General features: G+C 62.0%; 2 protein-coding genes and 1 pseudogene. 2 read left to right on the top strand and 1 reads right to left on the bottom strand.

Translation table 11 applies throughout. The features are described from left to right. Nucleotides 1-126: 126 nt before the first annotated feature. Nucleotides 127-894: a tRNA pseudouridine(38-40) synthase TruA gene (gene truA, locus VGP75_RS10105; protein WP_327543542.1), complete on the bottom strand. Its 768-nt coding sequence runs from the start codon at nucleotides 892-894 to the stop codon at nucleotides 127-129. A 94-nt stretch (nucleotides 895-988) separates the two neighbouring features. On the opposite strand from truA, the gene VGP75_RS10100 reads away from it, so the two are divergent. Both VGP75_RS10100 and VGP75_RS10095 read left to right on the top strand, forming a co-directional pair. Then, nucleotides 989-2401, top strand: coding sequence for a YcjX family GTP-binding protein (locus VGP75_RS10100; RefSeq protein ID WP_327543541.1), 1413 nt, complete (start codon nucleotides 989-991; stop codon nucleotides 2399-2401). Further along, a pseudogene (locus VGP75_RS10095) lies at nucleotides 2398-2645 on the top strand (TIGR01620 family protein); the annotation flags it as partial. The gene VGP75_RS10100 and the pseudogene VGP75_RS10095, both read left to right, overlap by 4 nt.

Raw genomic sequence — 2645 nt, 5'->3', positions numbered from 1 at the left:
CACGTCGGATCGGCTGTTCTTTCTCGTCGTCTTTGGCGGTCTAACGGTGTCAGACGCAAGTTTCCAATCACGCGTTGATGATAGGGTATTTTCTGCCAACGTCGAGTAACGTCTTGCGAGCCCGCCTTAGGAAAACGGGTTCTCGGGGTAGGTCACACCCGCCAGATATAATCCCTGCGGGGGGCAAACCGGACCACAGGCTGCACGATCTTTCGCCGCCAACGCCGCCCCGACATCGTCCGGCGTCCACGCGCCTGCACCAACGCGTTCGAGCGTGCCGACAAAGCTGCGCACCTGATTGTGCAGGAACGAACGTGCCCGCACATGGAACCGGTATTCGGTGCCATGATCATGCGGCAACACCTCGATCCACAATTCATCCAAGGTCTTTACCGGACTTTTCGCCTGACAGATCGAGGACCGGAAGGTCGTGAAATCATGTTGGCCCAACAGCTGATCCGCCCCCGCCTGCATCGCTGCTGCGTCAAGCGGATGGTTGACCCGCCACATCTGTCCCGCCTCAAACGTCAGTGGCGCGCGCCGCGACATCAGGCGAAAGAGATACCGCCGTTCCACTGCGTCAAACCGCGCATGCCAATCGTCATCAACCTGTGCACAGGCCACAATCGCGACAGGCGCAGGCTTAAGGTGGAAATTCAATGCCTCTGACAAGCGGAACGGGTCCCAGTCCTTTTCCAGATCACAATGCGCCACCTGCCCTGTGGCATGGACCCCTGCATCGGTACGCCCGGCGGCGGCAATCGTGTGCGCACACGGCTCCAGCTTGGCCAAAGCCGCTTCAATCGCGCCCTGAACGGAAGGCTGATCATTCTGCCGCTGCCACCCTGCAAAGGGTGCGCCATGATATTCAACAAGAAGGGCATAACGGGGCATTTGACCGGATTAGGGGGAGCATCGGGCAAAATCAATCCCTACACATCGCGTCACAGCGTGCCTATCTTCAATCAAAGCACTGAAAGGGCCGATTTTGGTTATCGCAGCAATCGCAGATCAGATCACGCGCACTGTCGAGGGCGTGGGCCATACGCTGACCGCCCCTTTCAGCGATCCGGTGATCCGCCTAGGCGTCACAGGCCTTTCGCGCGCGGGCAAGACGGTTTTCATCACCTCACTTGTCGCCAATCTGATGGACCGCGGGCGTATGCCCCAGCTTGAGGCGGCGGCATCAGGGGCGATCCGCACGGCCTATCTGCAACCTCAGCCTGACGACACCGTGCCGCGCTTTGCCTATGAGACCTATCTGGCCCAACTGACCGCGCCCGACCCAAGCTGGCCACAAGGCACACGCCAGATCAGCGAGCTGCGGCTTTCCCTGCGCGTCCAGCCCAGCGGTCTGTTGTCCGGCCTCTCCGGCCCCCGCACCGTGCATATCGACATCGTGGACTATCCCGGTGAATGGCTGCTGGACCTTGGCCTGCTTGACCAAACCTATGCGGAGTGGTCACAAGCAGCGCTCGACCGCGCCAAAGGCCGGCCCGGGGGTGACGATTATGTTGCATTGGTTGCAGGCATCGACCCCACAGTCCCGCTTGATGAACCTCAAGCACAGGCACTGGCCGAACGCTTTACCGCCCACCTGAAAGAGGCCCGCGAAGCAGGCTTTTCCGACTGCTCGCCCGGTCGGTTTCTGCTTCCCGGTGATCTTGCCGGATCGCCTGTCCTTACATTTGCACCACTGCCCGACGCCCGCTATCCGCGCGGGTCATTGGGCCGCGAATTTGAGCGGCGCTTTGAAAGCTACAAACGCAATATCGTGCGCCCGTTCTTTCAGGATCATTTCGCCAAAATCGACCGCCAGATCGTGCTGGTCGATGTGCTGGGTGCCATCCATGCGGGGCCCGCCGCCCTTGACGACCTGCGCAATGCCATGGCGCGCATCCTCGGGGCCTTCCGCCCCGGGCGCAACGCCTTCCTGACCCGCATTTTCCAAGGCCGCCGTGTCGAAAAGATCCTGTTCGCCGCCACCAAAGCCGACCACCTGCACCACAGCCAGCACCCGCAACTGACCGCGATCACCCAAGCGCTCTTGCGTGAGGCCAAAGACCGCGCCGATTTCGCGGGCGCGCAGACCGCCGCCATGTCGATCGCTGCCCTGCGCACGACGGTCGAGGAAACCGTCGACCATAAGGACGGCCCGCTTGATGTTGTTCGTGGTCGCCTGCGCGACACCAACAAACAAGCCGCTTTCTACCCCGGCAAACTGCCCGATGATCCTACGCATCTGCTTGCCCCCGCACGGGAAGGGTCCGACAAATGGCTGGACGCGGATTACAGCATCATGAACTTTGCCCCCGCGCCCCTGACCCGCAGACCCGGCGACGGACCACCCCACATCCGGCTGGATAAGGCCGCGCAGTTCCTGTTCGGAGATCGCCTATGACCCGCGGCCCTGTCCTGATCGACCTCGACGGCACCGAGGCAGCACAGCCCGACACGGCCCCCGCCGTGCCCGATGTGCCGCAGGGTGCAGCGATGCAACATGTCGCGGCAATTGCAACGCGCCGCCCCTCACGTCTCGCGCGCTGGTTCTGGTCGGTCACAATTGCCCTGACAGGCTTTGTGGTGTCACTGGCCGCATGGGATTACATCAACACGCTCCTCGCGCGCTCGCCCATTCTGGGCGG

The sequence above is a fragment of the Yoonia sp. genome (assembly GCF_036007805.1).
Taxonomy (GTDB): domain Bacteria; phylum Pseudomonadota; class Alphaproteobacteria; order Rhodobacterales; family Rhodobacteraceae; genus Yoonia.
This window is presented reverse-complemented; position numbering and strand designations above follow the sequence as displayed.